The sequence below is a fragment of the Promicromonospora sp. NPDC057488 genome, from assembly GCF_042802395.1.
Lineage (GTDB): Bacteria > Actinomycetota > Actinomycetes > Actinomycetales > Cellulomonadaceae > Promicromonospora.
In genome coordinates, this window is sequence record NZ_JBHVEG010000058.1 from 14,566 (window position 1) to 34,454 (window position 19,889).

Consider the following 19,889-nt stretch of genomic DNA (forward strand, 5'->3'; position numbering starts at 1 on the left):
GGGTCAGTTCGGCTCGACCCAGCGGCCCAGCACGGTGCACTCCTGGTCGGCGTAACCGAGCTGCTCGTAGAACCCGACCACGTCCGTGTTGGTGGTGCGCACCATGAGCTGGATCTTGCGCGCGCCGCGCGCCACCAGCCAGGCCTCGGCCGCGACCACGGCGGCCCGGCCCAAGCCCGTGCCCTGCAGCCCGGGCGCCACCGCCACGTAGTAGAGCCAGCCGCGGTGCCCGTCGTGACCGGCCATCGCGGACGCCACCACGCGACCGTCGGCCCGGGCGACCAGCACCGTCGAGGCGCTGCCCGCGCGGGCGTCGGCGATGTCGAGGTGCGGGTCGTTCCACGGCCTGGTCAGCCCGCACTCCCGCCACAGCTCGACCACCTGGTCGACGTCGGCGTCCGTGATCTCGACGAACTCCCCGTCGGCCGCGGGCGCCGCGGCCAGGACCGGGGCGAGCGGCTCGGTACCGGACACGGGCGTCACCGTGGCTGGTACGGCGACACGACGACCTCGACCCGCTGGAACTCCTTGAGGTCGGAGTAGCCGGTGGTCGCCATCGCGCGGCGCAGGGCGCCCACGAGGTTGAGCGTGCCGTCGGCCTGCTTGCCCGGCCCGAAGAGGATCTCCTCCAGGGTGCCGACCGTGCCCACCTCGACGCGCTCGCCGCGCGGCAGCTGCGGGTGGTGCGCCTCGGGGCCCCAGTGGAAGCCCTTGCCGGGGGCCTCGGCGGCCCGCGCGAGCGCGGCGCCGAGCATGACGGCGTCCGCGCCGCAGGCCACGGCCTTGACGATGTCGCCGGAGTGGCCCACGCCGCCGTCGGCGATGACGTGCACGTACCGGCCGCCCGACTCGTCGAGGTAGTCGCGGCGGGCCGCGGCGACGTCGGCCACCGAGGTGGCCATGGGGGCGTGGATGCCGAGGCTGACACGCGTGGTGTGGGCGGCGCCGCCGCCGAAGCCGACGAGCACGCCGGCGGCGCCCGTGCGCATCAGGTGCAGCGCGGCCGTGTAGGTCGAGGCCCCGCCGACGACGACGGGCACGTCGAGCTCGTAGATGAAGCGCTTGAGGTTGAGCGGCTCGGCGTTGCCCGAGACGTGCTCGGCCGAGACCGTGGTGCCGCGGATGACGAACAGGTCGACGCCGGCGTCGACCACCGTCTTGTAGAACTCCTGCGTGCGCTGCGGGGTCAGCGCGCCGGCGACGGTGACGCCGGCCGCGCGGATCTCCTTGAGGCGCTGCGTGATGAGCTCCGGCTTGATGGGCTCGGAGTAGATCTCCTGCATGCGGTGCGTCGCCTCGCCGACGGGCAGGGCCGCGATCTCGGCGAGCAGCGGCTCGGGCGACTCGTAGCGGGTCCACAGGCCCTCGAGGTCGAGCACACCCAGGCCGCCGAAGCGGCCCAGCGCGACGGCGCTGTCGGGGCTCATCACCGAGTCCATGGGGGCCGCGAGGATCGGCAGGTCGAAGTGGTACGCGTCGATCTGCCAGCCGACCGAGACGTCCTTCGGGTCGCGTGTGCGCCGGGAGGGCACCACCGCGATGTCGTCGAAGGAATAGGCGCGCCGCCCACGCTTGCCGCGTCCGATCTCGATCTCGTTGCTCACCCGCCAAGCCTACCCATCGCTGCTGACCCGGCGCGCAGTGTCTCGGTGATGTGCGGGGTGGCACGAACCACAGTGTCAGTGAGCGGTGGCAGGGTTCTCCCTGGACGCACCGGTGAACCCGGACGAGCAGGGAGGACATCATGAACGAGACCTGGATCCACAGGCCGCTGCTGGGCTTCGACACCGAGACCACGGGGGTGGACGTCACGGGCGACCGCATCGTCACCGCGGCCCTCGTGCTGCGTACGCCCGGCGCCGGCACCGAGGTGCGCACCTGGCTGATGGACCCGGGTGTGGAGATCCCGCAGGAGGCCGCCGCCATCCACGGCATCTCCACCGAGCACGCCCGCGCCCACGGCGTGGCGCCCCGGGAGGCGCTGGAGGAGATCGCCGCCGCCCTCGCCGAGCAGCTCGCCGAGGGCGTCCCGGTGGTCGCCTACAACGCCGCCTTCGACCTGTCGCTGCTCGACTCCGAGCTGCAGCGCCACGGGCTCAAGACCCTGCCCCAGCGCCTGGGCCGGCCCGTCGAGCCGGTCGTCGACCCGCTGGTCATCGACCGCTGGCTGGACCGGTACCGCCCGGGCAAGCGCCGCCTCGGCGACCTGTCCCAGTGGTACGGCGTCACCTCCGACGGCGACCTGCACACCGCCGAGGTGGACGTGCTGGCGACGCTCGACGTGCTGGAGGCCCTGGCGCGGCGGTTCCCGCAGCTGTCCCGCATGTCGCTGGCCGACCTGCACCAGCAGCAGATCGGCGCGCACCGCCAGTGGGCGGTCAGCTTCAACGAGTGGCGCCGCGAGCAGGGTCTGACCGGCCCCGACGCGTCGGGCGCCTGGCCGGTGCAGCACGCGACGAGCGCCTGACGGGCCAGGCGGGTGGCCGCGCCCCGCGGAATGACCGGGGCGCGGCCGCCGCTCAGCGCGAGTAGACGGCGTCGACCTCTACCTCGACGAGCCAGCCGTCCACCGGCAGGTTCTCGACCTCCAGCGCGAAGCGCGACGGCCGCGCCTCGTTCACGACCATGGGCTCGGTCGTAGCCGAACCGAGCTGCACGTCGAGCACCTCGCCGGTGGCGAGGTTCGTGTTCGCGAAGAACTGGCGGTAGGCCCGGTTCCACCCGGCGAAGTCCATCTTCTCGGCGCCCTTGGGGTTCTGCAGGAACACACGCATCGAGACGACGTCGTCGTACGACAGCCCCGCCTTGTCCAGGTTCTCGCCGATCCGCATGAGGGCGTTGATGCCCTGGGCCTCGGTGAGGGTGACGCCCGCGGGCAGCTCCCCGCCGGGGAACACGTCGGTGGGGATGTACCGCTCCTCGGCGCTCACCCCGGGCGTGGTGTTCCGGGCGGCCGGGCCGAGGCCGGAGGACTTGTACCAGGACACGTTCTTCCCGATCGCCACGCCGTCGGCGATGAGCGGGGTGTCCCCGGTGACGAACGAGTGGGCGCGCGTGGGGTCGGGCCGGAAGGCGTGGGCGGCGGCGAAGGCGGTCCCGGGGACCGCGATCGCGGCAGTGACGACGACGGCGGTGATCAGCGCGGCACGGTTCTTCATGGTGCTCCTCCATCTGGCCGGGCCGGGGCCGCGAGGCGCCCGGATGCGGTGTGGTCCGGCGTACGGCACCGGGTGGCGCGGACGCTAGCCACGGGGAGTTTCGGCGGGATGTCCGCTTCGGGTCGCGTCGGGAACGGCTCCGACGCCTGATTCGAATCGTTCCTACGCAAACGCTGACCTGCGGCAGAACCCGGAAACAACATGGTTACTACGCGCAACTGCGCAGTAACGGCGGAGACTCGCAACGGTGACTTCCGGTCCATAGCGTCCGGCGCGGTGCTGACGGCGGCCCCCGGCTTCCCGGCCGAGGTTCGCGTGCGTCAGGCCTGTCGACACGAGAGGTAGGGACCGTGGTCACCGAGAAGAGCACCCCAGGTGTCTCCCGCCGTAACTTCCTGCAGGCCGTCGGCGCCGGCTCCAGCGCCGGTGTCATGTTCGCGACGATGGGCGCGATGGGTCTGGCCCCCACCGCCGCGGCCCAGCCGAGAGCCGAGTCCTGGGTTCCCCCGAAGGCCGGCGACTTCACGCTGACCGGCCGGTCCACGAAGAAGGTCGTGGTCGTCGGTGCGGGTCCCGCCGGTCTCGCGACCGCGTACGAGCTGCAGAAAGCCGGCTACCACGTGACCGTGCTCGAGGCGCGGCACCGTCCCGGCGGGCGGACGCTGACGATCCGCGGGGGCGACAGCGAGACCGACATCAACGGGGTCAAGCAGACCGCGCGGTTCGCCGACGGCATCTACATGAACGCCGGGGCGGGCCGCATCGCGCAGTGGATGGTCACCATGGACTACATCCGCGAGCTGGGTGTGCCGTACGAGGTCTTCACCAACGCGAACGCCGACGCCTACCTCTACAACGAGCGGACCGGCGCGACGCCGGGCAACCCGGTGCGCTACCGCACCGCCAAGGCGGACGTCTTCGGCTATACCTCCGAGCTGCTGCACCACGCGACCGACCAGGGCGCCCTGGACCAGAAGCTGACCGCCGAGGACAAGGACAACCTGCGGTCCTTCCTGCGGAGCTGGGGCTCGCTCAAGTCGGACGGCACCTACGCCGGCGGCAGCAACCGCGGCTTCGAGGTCTACCCGTCGGCCTGGAACGAGCACGGCACGCCACTGTCGGGACCCGGCACGGTCTCCGAGGTGCTGGCCTCGAAGGTGGGCCAGTACTTCCCGTTCGAGATCAACTGGGAGCAGTCGATGCTCATGTTCCAGCCCAAGGGCGGCATGGACACGACGTACCAGTACCTGGTGCGGGCCATCGGCAGCCAGAACGTGCACTTCCGCTCCCCGGTCACGGGCGTGGAGAACACGAGCCGCGGGGTCAAGGTCACCTACACCCCCGCGAACGGGCGGGAGCGGCAGATCGAGGCGGACTTCGCGGTCGTCGCGGCGCCGGCCGGCCTGATGCGGCGGTGGGACACCAACTGGGGGCCGCAGATCGACGCGGCGCTCGGCGAGTTCGCGGTGGGCTCCCCCGCCGGCAAGATCGGCCTGCAGTACCGGTCCCGGTTCTGGGAGGACGACCACCGGATCTTCGGCGGGATCACCGAGACCGACATGGACCTCGCCCACGTCTGGTACCCGTCCTACGGGTACGGCGAGCGCAAGGGCCTGGTGGTCGGCTACTACAACACGGGCACCAACGCCCGCACGTACGCGGACATGACGCCGAAGCAGCGGGAGCTGCGCGCCGTCGAGCAGGGCGTGAAGATCCACGGGGAGAAGTACCGCAGCGAGCTGGACACGTCGTTCTCGATCGCCTGGCACAAGGTGCCCTACGTCGAGGGCGCCTGGGCCTACCCGAACACCTCGTCGGCCGGTTTCCGGCTGCTGCAGCAGGGCGCGGGCAACGTGTACTTCGCGGGCGACTGGATGTCCGAGGTCTCCGCGTGGCAGCACGGCGCGTTCTGGTCGGCCCGCTACGCGGTGCAGGCCCTGCACGCGCGCGTCATGTCGAGCTGACCTGCCCCGACGAGATCAGCCCCACAACGTGTCAGACCCACAGGTCACCCGAGGGACCTGTGGGTCTGACACGTCGTGCGGGTCGGACGGGTGCGGGTCAGAACCCGCTGTAGTTCGGCGCCTCGACCGTCATCTGCACGTCGTGCGGGTGGCTCTCCTTGAGCGACGCCGACGTGATGCGGACGAACCGGCCCTCGGCCTGCAGCTCGGGGACGGTCCGCGCGCCGGTGTAGAACATCGTCTGGTGCAGACCGCCGATGAGCTGGTGCGCCACGGTGGCCAGCGGCCCCTTGTAGGCGACCTGGCCCTCGATGCCCTCGGGCACGATCTTGTCGTCGCTGGTGACCTCGGCCTGGAAGTACCGGTCCTTGGAGTAGGACTTCTTGCCGCGCGAGGACATGGCGCCCATCGAGCCCATGCCACGGTAGGTCTTGAACTGCTTGCCGTTGACGAGCACCAGGTCGCCCGGGGTCTCCTCGCAGCCCGCGAACAGCGAGCCCAGCATCACGGACTCGGCGCCGGCCACGATGGCCTTGCCGATCTCGCCCGAGTGCTTCAGGCCGCCGTCGGCGATGACGGGCACGCCCGCCGGCTTGCAGGCGAGCGACGCCTCGTAGACGGCGGTGATCTGCGGCACGCCCACGCCGGTCACGACGCGGGTGGTGCAGATGGAGCCCGGCCCGACGCCGACCTTCACCGCGTCGGCCCCGGCGTCGACGAACGCCTGCGCGCCCTGGCGCGTGGCGACGTTGCCGCCGATCACCTGGACGTCCTTGGTGGCCGGGTCGGTCTTGAGGCGCTTGACCATGTCGATCAGCATGCGCACGTTGCCGTGCGCGGTGTCGGCCACGAGCACGTCCACGCCGGCGTCGATCAGAGCGGTGGCACGCTGCCACGCGTCACCGAAGTAGCCGATCGCGGCGCCGACCATGAGGCGGCCCTGGCCGTCCTTGGACGAGTTCGGGAACTGCTCCGACTTCACGAAGTCCTTGACGGTGATGAGCCCCGTGATGCGGCCGTCGGGGTCGATCAGGGGGAGGCGCTCCAGCTTGTGCTTGCGCAGCAGCTTCGTGGCGTCGTCCCGCGAGATGCCGGCCGGGCCGGTGATCAGCGGCTGCGGCGTCATCACCTCGTCCACCTTGGTGGTGGCCCACTCGGCGACGGGCGTGAAGCGCAGGTCGCGGTTGGTGACCATGCCGATGAGCTTGTTCTCGGCGTCGACCACCGGGAAGCCGGAGATCCGGAACTGGCCCGCGAGGGTGTCGAGCTCCTCGAGCGTGGCGTCCGGGCCGATCGTGACGGGGTTCGTGATGATGCCGGTCTGCGTCCGCTTCACGAGGTCCACCTGGGTGGCCTGGTCCTCGATGGAGAGGTTGCGGTGCAGTACGCCGAGGCCACCCTGACGCGCCATGGCGATCGCCATGGCCGACTCGGTGACCGTGTCCATCGCCGCTGAGATCAGCGGGATCTTGAGCGAGATCTCGCGCGTGAGGCGAGACGTCGTGTCGATGTCCGACGGCGCCAGGTCGGAGTAACCCGGCAGCAGCAGGACGTCGTCATAGGTGAGCCCGAGGAAACCGAACGGGTCGCCCGGCGAGGTCTGGTCCGTCATGCAGCAAGTCTACGGCCGCCGCGACCGCAGATCTCGGCCGGGCCGTGGTACCGGCCCGAGGCGTGCGTCACCTCGCCTTGATGACGGCGAGCACCTCGTGCAGCAGGCCGGTGAACGAGCGCACCCGCTGCACCGTGGGCCCGAAGGGCAGCTCGGTGGCGGCCGCGTCGGCCCGCAGGCCCACGAAGATCGGCAGCTCCGGGTAGCTCTCGTTCACCGCGTGCACGACGTCGAGGTCCGGCTTGTTCTGCGTGGTGGCCAGCACCACCGCAGTCGGGCGGACCATGGTGACCAGCTCGACCGAGCGGTGCGTGCTCGCGGGACCGGTGACGATGCGCGCCATCGAGCCCTGTGCGGCCAGCGCCGCGGCGAGCGCGTGCGCCGAGAGCGGGACCACCTCGTCGGGGGCGGCGAACACCAGGACGATCTTGCGCATCCGGCTCGGGTGGTTGGCCGGCGGGCCGCCCGCCTCGACCATGACGCGCTCGAACTCCTCGATGTAGTTGCGCAGCGCGCGCAGGGCCGCCGTCGCGAGCACCACCTCGGGCATCTCGCCCGGGCCCGCGAGGACCGTCCGCTCGGACAGCCGGAGCCAGGCCGGCTCGACGAGCTCGGTCCACCAGGTGGCCGGGTCGCCGTCCGGGCCCAGCACCAGGAGGTTGTCGCACGCGGTCCGGCTGTACGCCAGCGCTGCGTCGACCAGGGCGGACACCCGGCCCGACGTCGGCGCCGGGGACGCCGCCGAGCGCGGCCCGCCGGCCGGAACCGGGGCCACGGGCCCGCCGGCTCCGCCACCGCCGGACGCCCCGCCGGGCAGCGCCCGCAGGTGCGCGCGGCCACGCGGCTCCTCGGAGCGCTCACCGTCCGGCGCCGGCGCGGGGTCGTCGGTCTCGTCGTCGAGCTGCGCCTCGTCCTCGGGCTCCGGCTCGTCGTCCTCGGCCGGGGCCTCGACGGTGCCGACGAACTTCTCGGCGAACTCCCCGTCGTCGACGTCGTCGACCTCGTCGGTCTCCAGGTCGCCCTCGACCCGCACCGCGGGCAGCGCGGGAGCGGTCTTGGTGGCGACCTGGAGCTCCGCGTCCCCCGCCTCGACCGCGGCGCGGGCGGCGTCGACCGGGGCCACGCCCTCGAGGGTCAGCCGGCGCATGACGAGGAGCCGGGCGACGTCGTCCGGCGTGTAGCGGCGGTGCGATCCAGCGGTGCGGCCCGAGGGGCCGAGGCCGTAGCGGCGGTCCCACGTACGCAGGGTCGCGGGAGCGACCCCGAGGCGCCGGGCTACCGCGGCGACAGCCAGTCCGGGGCTGGATGTACGTGACCCGCCCGAGTTCTGGGCGGGTCGCGAAGAAGTCATGGACTCGATTCTGCCGACCGGACCCTCTCCGCGCCACTGCGAAACCCGGCGTGCCGCCGATCTCGGTGGATTCCAGTCCAGATTGGAACAAATCCGGTCAGGGCCGAACCGCTTCGGGCTGGCTCGATTCGATCGAGATGAAGCGAAATTGCCCCTTGAACAACTTCTGCACAACTTGTAGGTTGTTCGCCATGACGGAGATCTCGAGGCTTCCCGGTCCGGTAATGGAACTGTGGGAATGGCAGTACCAGGGCGCGTGCCGCGACGCGGACGACACCCTCTTCTTCCACCCCGAGGGTGAGCGCGGATCAACCCGCCGGCGTCGCGCCGAGGCCGCGAAGGCGATCTGCCGCTCCTGCCCCGTGATGATGCAGTGCCGCGAGCAGTCGCTCCGCGTGCGCGAGCCGTACGGCGTCTGGGGCGGGCTCAGCGAGGACGAGCGGTCGGCGATCCTCGCCGGCAAGTCCGTCTCCGCCTGACAAAGCCTGCCTGACGAAGCCTGCCTGACCAGGCCGAACAACTTCTGCCGCACGACGTCGCGCGGCACCTGAGGCACAACGCCTGAGGAAGCAGCACCCCGCTGGGACAGGCGTGCGCCGAAGCACGTCCGCCGCGCGCCAGACATGCAGGCACGCGCACCAGGCACGGCACCACAGACAGACAGCACCGAGGCTCCGCCAGGACGAAGGCCCCGCACCGATTGGTGCGGGGCCTTCGTCTATCTACCTGGCGTGGGCTGGATCAGCCCACGACCACCGCGAGGACGTCGCGGGTCGAGAGCACCAGGTACTCCTCGCCCGCGTACTTGACCTCGGTGCCGCCGTACTTGGAGTAGATCACCTTGTCACCGACGGCGACGTCCAGCGGCACACGGTTGCCGTTGTCGTCGATGCGGCCCTGGCCCACGGCCAGCACCTCGCCCTCCTGGGGCTTCTCCTTGGCGGTGTCCGGGATGACCAGGCCGGAAGCGGTCGTGGTCTCGGCTTCGAGAGCCTTGACGACGATCCGGTCCTCGAGCGGCTTGATGGGGACCGACACGTCGGACCTCCTCTTTCGTGAGCGGATCGAGTGATCAGCTGCGTGGTTGACTTAAGGGGCTCGAACGTTCGACGGTCCGCCGTCGTCGCGGGTGCCGGCGGGCACGAACGTCTGGGTCCTCCGCCGCGAGGCCCGGGTACCGGGTTCCGCGGCGGTGAACAACCCCAAATCTAGGTCGGCGCTAGCACTCGGTCAAGGCGAGTGCCAATCGCGTGGAGTCGCTCACACGCCCAGGGGCCGACTCGCCGCCAGGACGTCGAAATCTCGTCATCTCCACCAAAAGGTTGCGCCCGGCTACTCGTCATGACCAGGACAAAGGTGGAAAGATCTTCCCATGGATGCGGCGATTCTTAGCAAACTCCTCAGCCCTGACGGCTGGGCCCTGCTTGCGGCACTACCGCCGTACGACGAGCGCGACGCGATGAAGACCGTGACCACCCTGCGCTCCCAGGGTGTCGCGGCGGACCTCGCGGCCGCCGTGGTCACCCAGTCCCGGCTGCGCGCCCGCGCACGGGCCAAGTTCGGCGACTTCGCCGACGGGATGCTGTTCACCGCGGACGGCCTGGAGCAGGCCACCCGGCTCGTGGTCGCGGCGCTGCACGCCCGGCGGTACCTCGACGCGGGCATCACCGCGCTCGCCGACCTCACCTGCGGGATCGGCGCCGACTCCCTCGCGTTCGCCGGGACGGGCCTGCGCGTCGTCGCGACCGACCTCGACGAGTGCACGGCCGCCATCGCGCAGTGGAACCTGCGCCACTTCCCCGAGGCGGAGGTACGGCACGCCGACGGCCTGACGCTGGACCTGAGCGCCGAGGGCATCGAGGGCGTCTACGCCGACCCCGCCCGGCGCGTGCGCGGCGGGTCGGGCGGCCGCAGCCGCCGCATCTTCGACCCGCACGCCTACGAGCCGCCGCTCGACTCGGTCTGGGCGCTGCGCGAGACCGTGCCCGCCGTCGGCATCAAGGTGGGTCCCGGAATCGCGCACGAGGGCCTGCCCGACGACGCCGAGACCCAGTGGGTCTCCGTGAACGGCGACGTGGTCGAGGCCGGGCTGTGGTTCGGCCCGCTCGCACCCGACGGCCCCGGCCGCTCGGCCCTCGTGCTGCGCAGCTTCACCGACGACGACGGCAAGGAGCACACCCTCAGCCGCACCGTGCGTGGCGACGACGTCGAGCCGGACGTCGGCGGCGTCGGCCAGTTCCTCTACGAGCCCGACGGCGCCGTCATCCGCGCGGGGCTGGTGGGTCAGGCCGCCGCCGAGCTGGGCGGGCGCCTCGTCGACCCGACCATCGCGTACGTGACCACCGACGACCCGGCCGCCCTGCCGCCGGCCCGGCCCGCCGACCCGGCCGGGGCGCAGGCCCCGATCGCGACCGGGTACCGGGTGCTCGACACCATGCCGTTCGGCCTGAAGCGGCTGAAGTCCTACCTGCGCGACCGGAACGTCGGGCGCGTCACGATCAAGAAGCGGGGCACCGCCGTGGTGCCTGAACAACTTCGCAAGCAGCTCGTGCTCACCGGAACCGAGGAGGCGACGATCGTGCTCACCCGTGTTGCAGGCAACCAACAGATACTGCTCGTCGAACCCCTGGGAGCCGTATGAGCTCGCCGGCCCAGCTCGGCTTCGGCGAGTCCCCACGGTCGACCGTGGGGATCGAGTGGGAGATCGGGCTCGTGGAGCCCGGGACCGCCGACCTGTCCCAGGCGGGACCGGAGGTGCTCGAGGCTCTCGCGCGCGACGGCGGCAACCGGCAGCACGGTCCCGGCGGGCTGGTCCCGCACGTCACGGGCGAGTACATGAAGAACACGATCGAGCTGGTCTCGGGCGTGGGCAGCACCGTGGCCGGGGCCGGGGCCGACCTCACCCGCACGCTCGAGCGCGTGCGCACGGTGACCGACCCGATGGGCCTGGAGCTCATGGGCGGTGGCACGCACCCGTTCGCCCGGGGCGCCGACCAGGAGATCGGCGACAAGGAGCGCTACGCCCGGATCCGCGAGCGCACGGGGGTGTGGGGCACGCAGCTGATCATCTGGGGGCTGCACGTCCACGTCGGCATCGAGGACCGGGAGAAGGCGCTGCCGCTGATGCGGGGGATGCTCAAGTACTTCCCGCACCTGCAGGCGCTTTCGGCCGCCTCGCCGTACTGGGCGGGTGAGCACTCGGGCTACGCCTCGAACCGGTCGCTGCTGTTCCAGCAGATCCCGAGCTCGGGCCTGCCGGTCGCGTTCGAGACCTGGCAGGAGCTCGAGGCGTACGCGGGCGACATGCTGCACATCGGAGCCGTCGAGGCGTTCAACGAGGTGCACTGGGACATCCGCCCGTCGCCGAAGTTCGGCACGCTCGAGGTCCGGGTGTGCGACGGCCCGACCAACCTCACGGAGGCCCTCACGCTGGCCGCGCTGGTGCACTGCCTCGTGGAGCACCTGTCCACGCAGCTCGACCAGGGGCGGGACCTGGTCGAGCTGCCGCCCTGGTACGTGACCGAGAACAAGTTCCGCTCGGCCCGCTACGGGCTGGACGCCACGGTGATCCTCGACGCGCACGGCAACCAGGGCCACGTCGTCGACGCGATCGGCAAGCTGCTGGTCGAGCTCGAGCCCGTGGCGCACCGCCTGGGCTGTGCCGCGGAGCTGGCCGGCGTGCGGGACATCATCCGCACGGGCCCGTCCTACCGGCGCCAGCAGGAGGTGGCCGCGGCGCACGACGGCGACCTGGTGCCGGTGGTGCGCGCCATGATGGAGGAGATGCGCGCCGGCCGGCCGCTGCCCGCCTGACGGCGGCCCGCGTCGGTCAGATGACCTGCGCGGCGTCGTCGAAGCTCAGGCGCGGAGCGCGGGGGCGGGTGGTGTCGGCGCCGTCGGCCGCGCTGACGTTGACCACGAGGAAGCCCTTCCAGCCGTTCTCGGCGAAGAACTCCGCGTCGATCCCGGCGTAGTCGCCGTTCATCGGTCCGACCGCCAGGCCGGCTGCCCGCAGGCCCACGAGCAGGTAGCCGGCCTGGAGCAGGGCGCTGGTGCGCGCCATCCCGGCGCGCGCCCCGGCGTCCCCGGCGAACATCTCGCGGGCGCCCGGCATGTGCGGGATCAGCACGTCGAGGCGCTCGTGGAAGTCGGTGTCGTAGGCGAGCACGAGCGTGACGGGGGCCTTGGAGACGCGCTCCTGGTTGTTCTCGGGCATGTGGCCGACGAGGCGCTGCCGGGCCTCCGGCGTGCGGACGACGAGCATCCGCAGCGGGCTCGTGTTCATCATCGTCGGGCCCCACTTGATGAGGTCGTAGACGGCGGTGAGCTGCTCGTCGGTGACCTCGGACTCCGCGAAGGTCGTCACGGTCCGCGCGGTACGGAACAGGCGGTCCGCGGTCGCGTCGTCGATGGCGAGCGGTGCGGTGGCCTCAAGTGCTTGTGTCATGCGGAGTGGAACAAGTTGCTCCAAGCGATAGTTCCAGATTCAACCGTGACGTCCCGCACGTCCGCGTGTCACATCCGCACCGGTTCCCCGCTCATCGCCGCCGGGGAACTAGGCTGGAGCACATGGCAGATCCACTGGTGCTCGGTATCGAGACCTCCTGCGACGAGACCGGCGTCGCGCTGGTCCGCGGAAACGACCTGCTGGTCGACGCCGTCGCCAGCTCGATGGAGGAGCACGCCCGCTACGGCGGCATCATCCCCGAGGTCGCCAGCCGCGCCCACCTCGAGGCGATGATCCCCACCATCCAGAAGGCCCTGGGCGAGGCGGACGTCGACCTGTCGGAGGTGGACGCGGTCGCAGTGACCGCCGGCCCCGGGCTCGTCGGGCCGCTCACCATCGGCGCCTCGGCTGCGAAGGCCCTGTCCATCGGCCTGAACAAGCCGCTGTACGGCGTGAACCACGTGATCGGCCACGCGTGCGTGGACCAGCTCGTGGACGGGCCGCTGCCGGAGCGGGCGATGGCGCTCGTGGTCAGCGGCGGGCACAGCTCGCTGCTGCTGGTGGACGACATCGCCACGAACGTCACCGAGCTCGGCTCCACGCTGGACGACGCCGCGGGCGAGGCCTTCGACAAGGTCGGTCGCCTGCTCGGCCTGCCCTACCCCGGCGGACCGCACATCGACCGGCTCGCGCGCGAGGGCGACCCGACGGCCATCCGGTTCCCCCGCGGCCTCACCGCCGCGAAGGACCAGGCCAAGCACGCCTACGACTTCTCCTTCTCGGGCCTCAAGACGGCGGTGGCCCGCTGGGTCGAGGCCCGCACGGACGCGGGGCAGGAGATCCCCGTGAACGACGTCGCGGCGTCGTTCGCCGAGGCCGTCGCCGACGTGCTCACGGCCAAGACCATCGCCGCGTGCCACAAGCACGGCGTCGACACGCTGGTGGTCGGCGGCGGGTTCTCCGCCAACAGCCAGCTGCGCGAGATGGCGGCCAAGCGCTGCGCCGAGGCCGGCATCGACCTGCGGATCCCGCCCATCCGCTACTGCACGGACAACGGCGCGATGATCGCGGCGCTCGGCTCCGCCGTCGTGCGGGCCGGGGTGGCGCCGAGCAACCTGGACATCCCGGTGGACTCGTCGATGCCGCTCACGACCATCACCGTCTGAGCCGGAGGTGAGCGCAGGCGGAGCGCCGAGGAACGAGGCGCACCGCCCGGAGCGAACCGCAGGCTCAGACGGCAGACAACACCGTCTGAGCCGGACCGCGGACGAGCGTCCGGGTAGTCCGGCGCGCTAGATCCAGCCGCGCCGCGCGGCCTCGGCACCGGCGCGGAACCTGCTGGTCGCCCCGAGCGCGTCCATCAGGTCGCGCAGGCGGCGCCCGAGCGTCCGGACCGAGATGCCGAGCTCGCGGGCGATGACGTCGTCCTTGACCTCCGCGGTCAGCAGGGCGAGCAGCTCCCGCTCCTCCGCAGTCGGATCACGGTCGCCCCGCGAGCGCCCCGACGCCGGACGCGGCTCGGGTGCGCCCTCGGACCGCCACTGGCGCAGCGGCTGGGCGCCCTCCCAGTAGCTCTCGAACATCAGGCACAGCGCCTCCACCAGGGGCGGCGACGCCGTCACGAGGGCCTCGGGCGCCTCCTCGGACAGGTTGAGCGACACCAGGGCGAGGCGCCGGTCGATGATCGCGAGCTTGACCGGTACCGTCGCGGTCACCCGGGCCCGCTCCCCCATCGCGATGTCGCGGCGCACCCGGTCCAGCCGTCCCGGCAGGTCGAACGATGCCGCTCCGTAGACGGACCGCCACACCACGCCCCGCGAGATCGCCAGGTCCTCCAGCGAGTCCGTGGGCGTGACCACGTACGGCGGCCGGTCGAAGGCCAGGAACTCCCCCTCCACCTCGTGCCCGAGGCGTCCGTACCAGTCCGCGATGTCACTGTGCCCGGAGACCAGGCGGGTCAGGGTCGGCGCGTCGGAGCCGCGGCGCGCGTCCTCGAACACGGTGGCGAGCTCCGGGATGTGCTCGCGCAGCCGGTTGAGGTGCATGGTGTGGCCGTCGGTCAGGGCGCGGAGCGCGCTGCGGGGGTCGACGGCGGCGAAGCCGGCCGTGCCGTCGACGGGCAGCACCAGGCCCAGGTTCTCCAGGCGGGCCAGCCAGGCCGCGGCGACGGGCTGGTCCACCTCCATGGCCGCGGCGAGCTGGCCCACGCTGGCCGAGCCGACCGACAGCAGGTGCCGGTAGGCGAGCTCCTGCGCCGGTTCGAGGCCCAGAACGGCGAACAACCCGGATGCAGTGTTGGCCCGACGTACCATGCGCGTGCTCCTCGTCCGCGACCGCGCACTCTCGCACGGGCGGTCGCCGACTCTATCAACGTGCATGAAGTTGGCGGGAGGACGTTCGCGCGGTTTCACCCCGGGCGCGGCCCGGACGACGCCCCGCCGTCGGGTGCCCTGGCCCTACGCTGCGTCCCGTGTGGGTCAGAACACTGGAGAAGCTCGAGCCCGTCCCGGTCATCGACACGGCCCGGCGGCTGCGTGACCGCATCGGCGCGCGGTTCCCCGACCGCGGCATCCACCTCGTGGCCCAGGAGCTCGTGGCCCTGACCGAGCAGGTGGCGGACACCTCCGCCGGGACCCGCCGCCGCAGCCGGCTGGTGCAGGCCGGGTCGCGCGTCCTGATCGCCCTCGTGGTGCTCGTGGCGCTGGTCGCGTTCGGCTTCGCCGTCGAGGCCGCGGGCACCGAGGCGCCGGACAACGGCCTCGACTGGCTGCCCCTGATCGAGAGCGCCGTGAACGACATCGTGTTCGTCGCGGTCGCCGTCGTGGTGCTGCACTCGGTGCCGCAGCGGGTGCAGCGCTCCGACCTGCTGGCCAAGCTGCACCGGCTGCGCTCCCTGGCGCACATCATCGACATGCACCAGCTCACCAAGGAGCCGGAGATCCTGCGGGACGCCTTCGCGGGCGAGTCGGAGAACAACGACGTCGACCTGACCCCCGAGCAGATCGAGTACTACCTGGAGTACTGCACCGAGCTGCTGTCGATCGTGGGCAAGGCGGCGGCGCTGTGCGCCGAGGAGTCGCAGGACGACATCGTGCTGAACACGGTCTCGACCATCGAGTCGCTGACGCTCGGCATGGCCCGCAAGGTGTGGCAGAAGATCCTCGTGCTCAACGAGGTCAGCCCCACGCCCTGACGGCTCAGCCCACCGCGACCGGCCGCGCGGGGTCGTTCGACCACTGCGACCAGGAGCCCGGGTACAGCACCGCGTCCACGCCGGCGACGGCGAGCGCCGCCACCTCGTGCGCCGCCGTGACACCGGAACCGCAGTACACGCCGACGACGTCGGACCCACCGCCGGTCGAGCCTGTCGAGACCCCCAGCGCCCCGAACCGCCGTCGTAGGTCCCCGGTCGGCAGGAACCGGCCGTCCGCGCCCAGGTTCTCGGCCGTCGGCGCGCTGACCGCGCCCGGGACGTGCCCGGCCTGCGGGTCCACGGGCTCGACCTCGCCGCGGTACCGCTCGCCGGCCCGGGCGTCCAGCAGCACGCCGGGGCCGTCGGCCAGCTCGGCCGCCCCGTCGGCGTCGATCACGGGCATGCCGCCGGGGCGGACGACGACGTCGCCCGGCTCAGGTGTGACGTCCCCCGGCTCGACGGCGGAGCCCTGCGCGCTCCACGCGGCGAGGCCGCCGTCGAGGATGCGGACGTCGGGCACGCCGAAGTAGCGCAGCAGCCACCACGCGCGCGCGGCCGACGTACCGCCCACGGAGTCGTAGACCACCACGCGCGAGCCGGGCGAGACGCCCCAGCGGCGCGCGGCCGCCTGGAACGCGGCCGCCGAGGGCAGCGGGTGCCGCCCCTCGGCGGGCGAGCCGTGCGCGGCCAGCTCGGACTCCAGGTCCACGTACACGGCGCCCGGCACGTGCCCGGCGCGGTACTGGTCGTGGCCGTCCGTCATGCCGAGCGCCCAGCGGACGTCGAGCACGACGGGGCGCCCCTCGGCCGGGTCCGGCGCGCCGCCGACCTGCAGGTCGGCCGCCAGCGTCGCGGCGTCGACCAGGACTCGTTCCCTCATGCCGCGTCTCCCGTGGCGTCGTCGGGGGTGTCGGCGGCCGGGGCGTCCACCGGCGACTCGACGGCGGCGTCCGCCGTCGGGTGCTCCACCTCGGAGAGGTCGAGGCGCATCGTGTACGCGTCCATGTCCTCGGGCTGGTAGTAGCGCTTGCGCACGCCGAGGATCTGGAAGCCGAAGTCGCGGTACATCTCGATGGCGGGCGCGTTGTCCACGCGCACCTCCAGCAGCACGGCCTCCGCCTTGACCTTGCGGGACCGCTCGATGAGCGCGTCCATGAGCTGCCGGCCCACACCGTGGCGCTGGACGTCGGGGTCCACGCCGATGGTCATGATCTGCGTGACGTCGCCGTCGAACCAGAGCCCGGCGTAGCCGACGACGGGCTGGTCCCCGGCGCGGTCCAGCCGCTCCGGCTCCGCCACGACGTACCAGCGGCCCAGGCCGGCGAGCTCGTCGGCGAGCATCCCGTACGTCCAGGCGCCCCGGCCGAAGAGCTGGCGCTCGAGCTGCAGCACGCGGTCGAAGTCTCCGCTGCGCAGCGGGCGCAGCCGCACCTCGGTGATCATGCGGCGCCGCCCGTGGTGGTGATGGTGGTGGCCGAGCCGGTCCCGGAGCCGGTCGGGGACCCGGGTTCGTGCACGTCCGGACGCCGCAGGTACAGCGGCTCGGTCGGCAGCTCCTCGCCCGCGGCGCGGCGGACGAGCGCCAGCCGGGCGAGCACCGTCGCGTCGGGGACGAGCGGGGCGTCGTCGGCCACCGGGAGGAACTCGGGGTAGAGCATCGCGCCCTCGCCGACCACGACGGGCAGCGGGGTGTCGCCGCCGTCAGGCGTCGGGAGCTGGCCCTGGGCCACGAACCCGGCCCGGTCGACGTCGGGCCCGGCGGTCCGCTCCACGACGGGGACGCCGTGCGGCCCCTCGTGCGCGACCACGCGGTAGCGCGCCCAGTAGACCTCCTTGCGGCGGGCGTCGGAGGTGGCCAGGATCTCCTGACCCGCGCGCAGCCCGAGGTCGCTGACGGCCTGGACGGCGAGCGCGTCGAGGCTGGGCACGCCCAGCACCGGGATGCCGAGGGAGAGCGCGAGCGTCCGCGCGGTCACGAGGCCCACGCGCAGGCCCGTGAACGGGGCCGGGCCGGTACCGGCGACGACGGCGGTCAGGTCGGCGCGCTCGATCCCGGCCTCGTCGAGGACCTCGGTGATCAGGGGCGCGAGCGACTCGGCGTGCCGGCGACGCTCGTCGGAGGAGCGGGACGCGAGACGCGCGCCCTCCTCGTCGACGAGCGAGACGGCGACGGCTGCTGAGGTATCGAGAGCAAGAACGGCCACGTCACCAGGGTATAGCCGGTCACCGGAGATGATCGGCAGTAGGTCAGACGATCGGCAGCCCGAGGTGCCGATCACCTGACGAACTACCGACCACCCGCCAGCGACCGCAGGTCTACGCCCGCCCAGCGCGGGCCGATCGCGCGGATCGTCACCGTGCGGGTGCCCGCCCCCGGGTCGGCCTCGGGCTCCACGCCGGGGTCGAACGACGGGGCGCCGCGCGGGCGCTCCAGGTCGATCTCCAGGCGGTCGTCGGCGAGGGCCTCGGCCAGGCCGCGCCCCCACTCCACGACGGTCACGGAGTCCTCCAGCGACGAGTCCAGGTCGAGCGCGTCGAGCTCGCCCAGCCCACCGAGCCGGTAGGCGTCGACGTGCACGAGGCCCGGCCCGCGCGTCCCGTCCGGGCGCGGCAGGGGCGGGTGCTCACGCGCCACGATGAACGTGGGCGACGCCACCTGCCCGCGCACGTTCAGCGCCGCCCCGATCCCCTGCGTCAGGGTCGTCTTGCCCGCGCCGAGGTCGCCGGTGAGGATCACCAGGTCTCCCGGGCGCAGCACCCCGGCGAGGGCCGCTCCGAAGGCACGCGTCGTGTCGGCGTCCGGCAGCTCGATCACCACCGCCTCCGACGTCGTGATGTCGCCCGGTCCGTTCACTGCCCCGCTCACGCGGTCTCCCTTCCTGCCGTGCCCACGTAAACGCGTGGCACGCGCGCGCCGAGGCGCGTCACGATCTCGTAGCTGATGGTGCCGGCGGCCTGTGCCCAGTCCTCGGCGTTGGGCGCCCCGGCGCGGGCGAGCCCGTCGGACGCCCCGAACAAGGTCACGACGTCGCCGGCCTGCTCGGACGCGTAGGGGCCGAGGTCCAGCATGATCTGGTCCATGCACACCCGGCCCGCGACACGCAGCACGCGCGCGGTGCCGAGGCCGGTCGCCGGCGCGGCGACGTCGTCCACCGCGCCCCCGACCAGCACCGGGCCGCCCGGGCCGAGCGAGCCGCCCGACGCGTGCCGCGGGATGCCGTCGGAGTAACCGAGCGGGACGACCCCGAGCACGGTGTCCTGCGGCGTTACGTAGAAGTGCCCGTAGGAGACGCCGTGGCCCGCGGGCACGCGCTTGACGGTCGCGAGCCGCGCCTCCAGCGTCATGGCGGGCCGCAGCCCGTAGTCGCCCGGGGCGCCCAGCTGCGGCACGGGCGAGAGCCCGTACACGGCGATCCCCGGGCGCACCAGGTCGTAGTGGGCGGCCGGGTTGGTCAGGGTCGCCGCGGAGTTGGCGATGTGCCGCACCTCGAGGTCGATCCCGGCCGCCTCGACGGTCCGGAGCGCCTCCTCGAACACGTGGGTCTGCATCTTGACCGACGGGTCGTCGGGCTCGTCCGCGAGCGCGAAGTGCGACATGAGGCCGACGACGGCGAGCGCGCCCTCGGCCTGGAGCGCCGCGACCCGGTCGAGCACGGCCGGCAGGTCCGCGGGCATGATCCCGTTGCGGCCCAGCCCGGTGTCGACCTTGAGGTGCACCCGGGCGGTGCGGCCCGCGGCGCGGGCGCCGTCGGCCACCTCGTCGAGGGCCCAGGCCGCGGCGACGGCGACGTCGATGTCGTCGCGGACGAGGTCGGCCAGGGGTGCGCCGGGCGCGTAGAGCCAGGTCAGGATGCGCGGGCCGGGTCCGACGGCGGCTCGGATCGCGAGCGCCTCGACGCTCTGCGCAGCGCCCAGCCAGGTGGCACCGCCCGCGAGCGCCGCCCGGGCCGAGGGGGCCAGCCCGTGCCCGTACGCGTCCGCCTTGACGACGGCCATGACCTGGGCGGTCGGGGCGGTCGTCCGCAGGGCGCGCACGTTGTCGCGGATCGCGTCGAGATCGACGACGGCGCGGGCGGGGTAGGCGGGGGCGGTACTCATCGCACCGATTCTTGCACCTGTCAGATGCGCACGGACGTGTCAGACGCTCAGGTCCCTCCGGGGACC

At 72.5% G+C, this 19,889-nt stretch carries 20 protein-coding genes; 7 read left to right on the plus strand and 13 right to left on the minus strand.

Annotation, left to right across the window (positions count from 1 at the left end):
* Nucleotides 1–3: 3 nt before the first annotated feature.
* Nucleotides 4–474 carry a GNAT family acetyltransferase gene (locus tag ACFU5G_RS13990; protein WP_377245338.1) on the minus strand — a complete coding sequence of 157 codons (471 nt, stop codon included), beginning with the start codon at nucleotides 472–474 and terminating at the stop codon, nucleotides 4–6.
* Nucleotides 475–479: 5 nt separating this feature from the next.
* On the minus strand, nucleotides 480–1,604 hold the full coding sequence (locus ACFU5G_RS13995) for a GuaB3 family IMP dehydrogenase-related protein (RefSeq protein WP_377245341.1): 1,125 nt from the start codon (nucleotides 1,602–1,604) through the stop codon (nucleotides 480–482).
* A 140-nt stretch (nucleotides 1,605–1,744) separates the two neighbouring features.
* On the opposite strand from ACFU5G_RS13995, the gene ACFU5G_RS14000 reads away from it, so the two are divergent.
* Entirely contained in the window at nucleotides 1,745–2,467 is a 723-nt protein-coding gene (locus ACFU5G_RS14000) for an exonuclease domain-containing protein (protein WP_020016183.1), read from the plus strand.
* 52 nt (nucleotides 2,468–2,519) lie between these two features.
* Here ACFU5G_RS14000 and ACFU5G_RS14005 read toward each other — a convergent pair whose 3' ends face one another.
* Complete coding sequence (locus ACFU5G_RS14005; RefSeq protein ID WP_377245344.1) at nucleotides 2,520–3,158, minus strand: Rid family hydrolase; 639 nt, start codon at nucleotides 3,156–3,158, stop codon at nucleotides 2,520–2,522.
* A 350-nt stretch (nucleotides 3,159–3,508) separates the two neighbouring features.
* Between ACFU5G_RS14005 and ACFU5G_RS14010 the strand changes: the two genes are divergently transcribed.
* Nucleotides 3,509–5,122: an FAD-dependent oxidoreductase gene (locus ACFU5G_RS14010; protein WP_377245347.1), complete on the plus strand. Its 1,614-nt coding sequence runs from the start codon at nucleotides 3,509–3,511 to the stop codon at nucleotides 5,120–5,122.
* A 97-nt stretch (nucleotides 5,123–5,219) separates the two neighbouring features.
* Here ACFU5G_RS14010 and guaB read toward each other — a convergent pair whose 3' ends face one another.
* Entirely contained in the window at nucleotides 5,220–6,734 is a 1,515-nt protein-coding gene (gene guaB / locus ACFU5G_RS14015) for an IMP dehydrogenase (RefSeq protein WP_377245350.1), read from the minus strand.
* 67 nt (nucleotides 6,735–6,801) lie between these two features.
* Nucleotides 6,802–8,085 carry a MerR family transcriptional regulator gene (locus ACFU5G_RS14020; RefSeq protein WP_377245352.1) on the minus strand — a complete coding sequence of 428 codons (1,284 nt, stop codon included), beginning with the start codon at nucleotides 8,083–8,085 and terminating at the stop codon, nucleotides 6,802–6,804.
* 191 nt (nucleotides 8,086–8,276) lie between these two features.
* Here ACFU5G_RS14020 and ACFU5G_RS14025 point away from each other — a divergent pair, with 191 nt between their 5' ends.
* Nucleotides 8,277–8,564 (plus strand): WhiB family transcriptional regulator, encoded by a 288-nt coding sequence (locus ACFU5G_RS14025; RefSeq protein ID WP_020016179.1) that lies wholly within the window; start codon nucleotides 8,277–8,279, stop codon nucleotides 8,562–8,564.
* Nucleotides 8,565–8,826: 262 nt separating this feature from the next.
* Here ACFU5G_RS14025 and groES read toward each other — a convergent pair whose 3' ends face one another.
* Complete coding sequence (gene groES, locus ACFU5G_RS14030; RefSeq protein ID WP_020016178.1) at nucleotides 8,827–9,123, minus strand: co-chaperone GroES; 297 nt, start codon at nucleotides 9,121–9,123, stop codon at nucleotides 8,827–8,829.
* Nucleotides 9,124–9,457: 334 nt separating this feature from the next.
* Here groES and ACFU5G_RS14035 point away from each other — a divergent pair, with 334 nt between their 5' ends.
* On the plus strand, nucleotides 9,458–10,726 hold the full coding sequence (locus tag ACFU5G_RS14035; RefSeq protein ID WP_377245355.1) for an SAM-dependent methyltransferase: 1,269 nt from the start codon (nucleotides 9,458–9,460) through the stop codon (nucleotides 10,724–10,726).
* Nucleotides 10,723–11,898 carry a glutamate--cysteine ligase gene (locus tag ACFU5G_RS14040; protein ID WP_377245358.1) on the plus strand — a complete coding sequence of 392 codons (1,176 nt, stop codon included), beginning with the start codon at nucleotides 10,723–10,725 and terminating at the stop codon, nucleotides 11,896–11,898. Before ACFU5G_RS14035 ends, ACFU5G_RS14040 begins: the two co-directional genes overlap by 4 nt.
* A gap of 16 nt (nucleotides 11,899–11,914) precedes the next feature.
* Here the strand turns inward: ACFU5G_RS14040 and ACFU5G_RS14045 are convergent, their stop codons facing one another.
* Entirely contained in the window at nucleotides 11,915–12,532 is a 618-nt protein-coding gene (locus ACFU5G_RS14045) for a malonic semialdehyde reductase (RefSeq protein ID WP_377245361.1), read from the minus strand.
* Nucleotides 12,533–12,654: 122 nt separating this feature from the next.
* On the opposite strand from ACFU5G_RS14045, the gene tsaD reads away from it, so the two are divergent.
* Nucleotides 12,655–13,698 carry a tRNA (adenosine(37)-N6)-threonylcarbamoyltransferase complex transferase subunit TsaD gene (tsaD, locus tag ACFU5G_RS14050; protein WP_377245364.1) on the plus strand — a complete coding sequence of 348 codons (1,044 nt, stop codon included), beginning with the start codon at nucleotides 12,655–12,657 and terminating at the stop codon, nucleotides 13,696–13,698.
* A gap of 126 nt (nucleotides 13,699–13,824) precedes the next feature.
* On the opposite strand, the gene ACFU5G_RS14055 is transcribed toward tsaD, so the two are convergent.
* Entirely contained in the window at nucleotides 13,825–14,844 is a 1,020-nt protein-coding gene (locus ACFU5G_RS14055; RefSeq protein WP_377245367.1) for a hypothetical protein, read from the minus strand.
* 158 nt (nucleotides 14,845–15,002) lie between these two features.
* Here ACFU5G_RS14055 and ACFU5G_RS14060 point away from each other — a divergent pair, with 158 nt between their 5' ends.
* The gene (locus tag ACFU5G_RS14060; RefSeq protein ID WP_377220262.1) at nucleotides 15,003–15,725 is read left to right on the plus strand and encodes a hypothetical protein; all 723 of its coding nucleotides are present in this window, start codon (nucleotides 15,003–15,005) and stop codon (nucleotides 15,723–15,725) included.
* 4 nt (nucleotides 15,726–15,729) lie between these two features.
* Here the strand turns inward: ACFU5G_RS14060 and ACFU5G_RS14065 are convergent, their stop codons facing one another.
* From ACFU5G_RS14065 to alr, 5 genes are all read right to left on the minus strand, one after another.
* Nucleotides 15,730–16,605, minus strand: coding sequence for a sulfurtransferase (locus tag ACFU5G_RS14065; protein ID WP_377245370.1), 876 nt, complete (start codon nucleotides 16,603–16,605; stop codon nucleotides 15,730–15,732).
* A complete protein-coding gene (rimI, locus tag ACFU5G_RS14070) occupies nucleotides 16,602–17,168 on the minus strand; it encodes a ribosomal protein S18-alanine N-acetyltransferase (protein WP_377245373.1) in 567 nt (188 codons plus the stop codon). Before rimI ends, ACFU5G_RS14065 begins: the two co-directional genes overlap by 4 nt.
* Nucleotides 17,165–17,929, minus strand: a complete 765-nt coding sequence (gene tsaB / locus ACFU5G_RS14075) for a tRNA (adenosine(37)-N6)-threonylcarbamoyltransferase complex dimerization subunit type 1 TsaB (RefSeq protein WP_377245376.1) — start codon at nucleotides 17,927–17,929, stop codon at nucleotides 17,165–17,167. Before tsaB ends, rimI begins: the two co-directional genes overlap by 4 nt.
* Nucleotides 17,930–18,012: 83 nt before the next feature.
* Nucleotides 18,013–18,591, minus strand: coding sequence for a tRNA (adenosine(37)-N6)-threonylcarbamoyltransferase complex ATPase subunit type 1 TsaE (tsaE, locus tag ACFU5G_RS14080; RefSeq protein ID WP_377245379.1), 579 nt, complete (start codon nucleotides 18,589–18,591; stop codon nucleotides 18,013–18,015).
* Nucleotides 18,588–19,823 (minus strand): alanine racemase, encoded by a 1,236-nt coding sequence (gene alr / locus ACFU5G_RS14085; protein ID WP_377245382.1) that lies wholly within the window; start codon nucleotides 19,821–19,823, stop codon nucleotides 18,588–18,590. Before alr ends, tsaE begins: the two co-directional genes overlap by 4 nt.
* Nucleotides 19,824–19,889 lie beyond the last annotated feature (66 nt).